The sequence below is a fragment of the Paucibacter sp. XJ19-41 genome, from assembly GCF_028462495.1.
Lineage (GTDB): Bacteria > Pseudomonadota > Gammaproteobacteria > Burkholderiales > Burkholderiaceae_C > Roseateles_E.
In genome coordinates this window covers 1-2,455 of sequence record NZ_JAQOWX010000237.1, presented here as the reverse complement: position 1 = coordinate 2,455, position 2,455 = coordinate 1, and the positions used below count along the sequence as shown (strand labels likewise).

The window sequence follows — 2,455 nt, the reverse complement described above, 5'->3', positions numbered from 1 at the left end:
TGCCGCCTGCTCGTACCGCTCGGCGATGAGGTCGTGCAGGTCTTCGTCGGCGGGAGCGCGCAGTGGCTTGAGTCCGAAGTCGTCAATGATGAGCAGCGGTACCCGTGCGAGCGTGGCGAGCTTGCGTTCGTAGGTGCCGGTGGCTCGCGCCGCGTTGAGGCTCTGCGTCAGCGCCGTGCACGTGGAGAAGACGACATCCACGCCTTGACGCACTGCGCAATGCCCCAGCGCCTGCGCCAGGTGCGACTTGCCGATGCCCGAGGGGCCAACGATGAGCACCGGCGCCTTCTCGTGCAAGTAGCGTCCGGTGGCCAGGTCGTGCACGAGGGCGCGGTTGAGCTTGGGCAAGCGCTCGAAGTCGAACTGCTCCAGCGTCTTGGAGGTGCGGAACTGCGCACGGCGCAGCCGCATCGAGAACTTCTTGGTCTCGCGCCGCGCGACCTCGTCGCTGATCAGCATGGCCAGGAACTCGGTGTAGGCGAGCTTGCCTTCGATGGCTTGGCGATTGCGCGCCTCCAGCGAGTCCAGGATGCCCGACAGGCGCAGCGCCTTGAGCTGCGGCGTGAGTTCGGGGATGGGGTTCGAGTTCATATTGGATCCTGGGTGAAGGCCATGGCATTGAAGAAGCCCCGCGCGCGCGTCCACGGCCTCGCCAGCCGCGTGCGCGAGGCACGGTTCAATGCAGCGTGCCGTCGGCGTCGAAGAGATCGGCGGCTGAACGCGTGAAGCGCGCATTGGCATAGGCCGCCGGTGTGTCGGGTGTCGTGATCGCTTGCAGATCGGCGCCGGTGGACAGGATGGTCTTGACGGTGCGCAGGTGCGGGCTGTCGTGGCACAGCGCGCGCTCGCAGGCCGTCTCCAGCCGCGGTGTGCCGTAGCGACTGGCCAGGCCGAGCACACCCTGTGCCGCCCGCAGCCGCTCACTGATGCGATCGCCCAGCAGCCGGGCGATCAGCTCCGTGCAGTGCGGTCCGACGTCAGCGGCACGCGTGAGGCACCAGTGTTTGTCGCGGGCGAAGAAGTCCTGCGCCTGAGGTGGCAGGTGATCGCGCTGCGTCATGCGCTGCCCCGGGCGCCGAGCACGCAGGTGTGTGCACACGTGGCGATAGTCTTCGTACAGCGCCACGACGGTGTCCGTCGCGCGCAGCCACAGCGCCTTGCTCGCCAGCACGTAGGGCGCGGAGTAGTAGCTGCGGTCGAACTGCACATGGCAGTCCCGGTGCAGGGTGACGCGATGCCACGCCCCCAGGTCCGGTGCTACCGACGGCAGCCGGCGCATCAACGGCTTCTCCAGCGCGAAGAGCACCAGCGGCTGCTCCAGCGTCGTGCCGTGCACGCGCCGGCCCGCCTCCTGCATCACCCACTGCTGCACCTGTGCGTTGAGGTCGGCGAGATCGCGGAATGTCCTCGTGGGCAGGAAGTTGCCTTTGACGTATTTGACCCCGGCTTCGACGATCCCCTTCTTTTGTGGATCATGAGGCGGACATGCGTCGATTTTGAAGCTGTACCCCTCAGCGCATTCGGCATAGGCGCGCTGCACCAGCGGGTCGTGTCGGCAGGCCTTGATGATGGCGCACTTGGCGTTGTCGATGATCAGCCGCTCAGGAACGGCATCGAACCATTCGAAGGCGCGGCGGTGGCAGCCGAGCCAGGTCGCCACCGTTTGGTCCCAGACGAACTCGACGTATTGGTGGCGCGAGTGGCACAGCGTCATCACGAAGGCCCAGGTGCGGCGTTCGGTGCCGTCCGGGTGGGTGAGCTTGGGGCCCGCGCCGAAGTCCACCTGCGCGGCCTCGGCGGGCGCGAACGACAGCCGCACGGTGACCTCGGGCGGCAGCGAGGCGCGCATGCCCTGCAGCATGCGCCGCACGGCCGAGTAGCTGCCGGTGAAGCCGTGCTCACGCTTGAGCGCGGCGCAGATCGCGCTGCCCTGCACACCGGCATCGAACCAGCGCTGCACGACCTCGCGCAGGGGCTCGACGCTGGACAACGTCGATGCGGCTCGCTTGCGCGGCGCCAGAGCCGCAGCGATGGCCGCGTCGTCGGGCAGTTCGTGCTCAGCGTCAAGCCAGCCTTGGGCCTGCGCCAGCCTTGCCAGCTCGGTGAGCTTGTCGCGGCCCAGAAGGCCGCTGCGCGCGATCTCTCGCGCGGTGTCGCCCGCGCGCAGTCGCACGAGCACTTGTCGGTACTGGAACATCTCGATCCTTCTGCGACCCACCTTGCTGCCCTCCGAGCCAAAAAGCTCGGACGGTAGCCGTGGGGTGGTGGAAGACTCGAGACACCCTTCGAGAAGCCGGCCGGTGGCCGATAAATGCCGATCACGCCGTGGCCGGTATATGCCGATCACGCGGTGGCCGGTAAATGCCGATCCCGGCCTGGCCGGTAAATGACGATCCTGACGAGCGCTATCTACCGGCTCAGGTGGCCGGTATATGCCGATCCTCGACTGGCCGGA

At 67.5% G+C, this 2,455-nt stretch carries 2 protein-coding genes; both read right to left on the bottom strand.

Translation table 11 applies throughout. The features are described 5' to 3' along the window. On the bottom strand, positions 1-591 hold a 591-nt coding region (locus PO768_RS28495; protein WP_272648749.1), incomplete at its 3' end, for an ATP-binding protein. An 85-nt stretch (positions 592-676) separates the two neighbouring features. Then, positions 677-2,197, bottom strand: a complete 1,521-nt coding sequence (istA, locus tag PO768_RS28490; RefSeq protein WP_272648748.1) for an IS21 family transposase — start codon at positions 2,195-2,197, stop codon at positions 677-679. Between the last annotated feature and the right edge of the window lie 258 nt (positions 2,198-2,455).

What these genes read in the sequence shown, in the direction of transcription:
- istA (WP_272648748.1), bottom strand. Translation starts at nt 2,197, where the DNA reads ATGTTCCAGTACCGACAAGTGCTCGTGCGACTGCGCGCGGGCGACACC.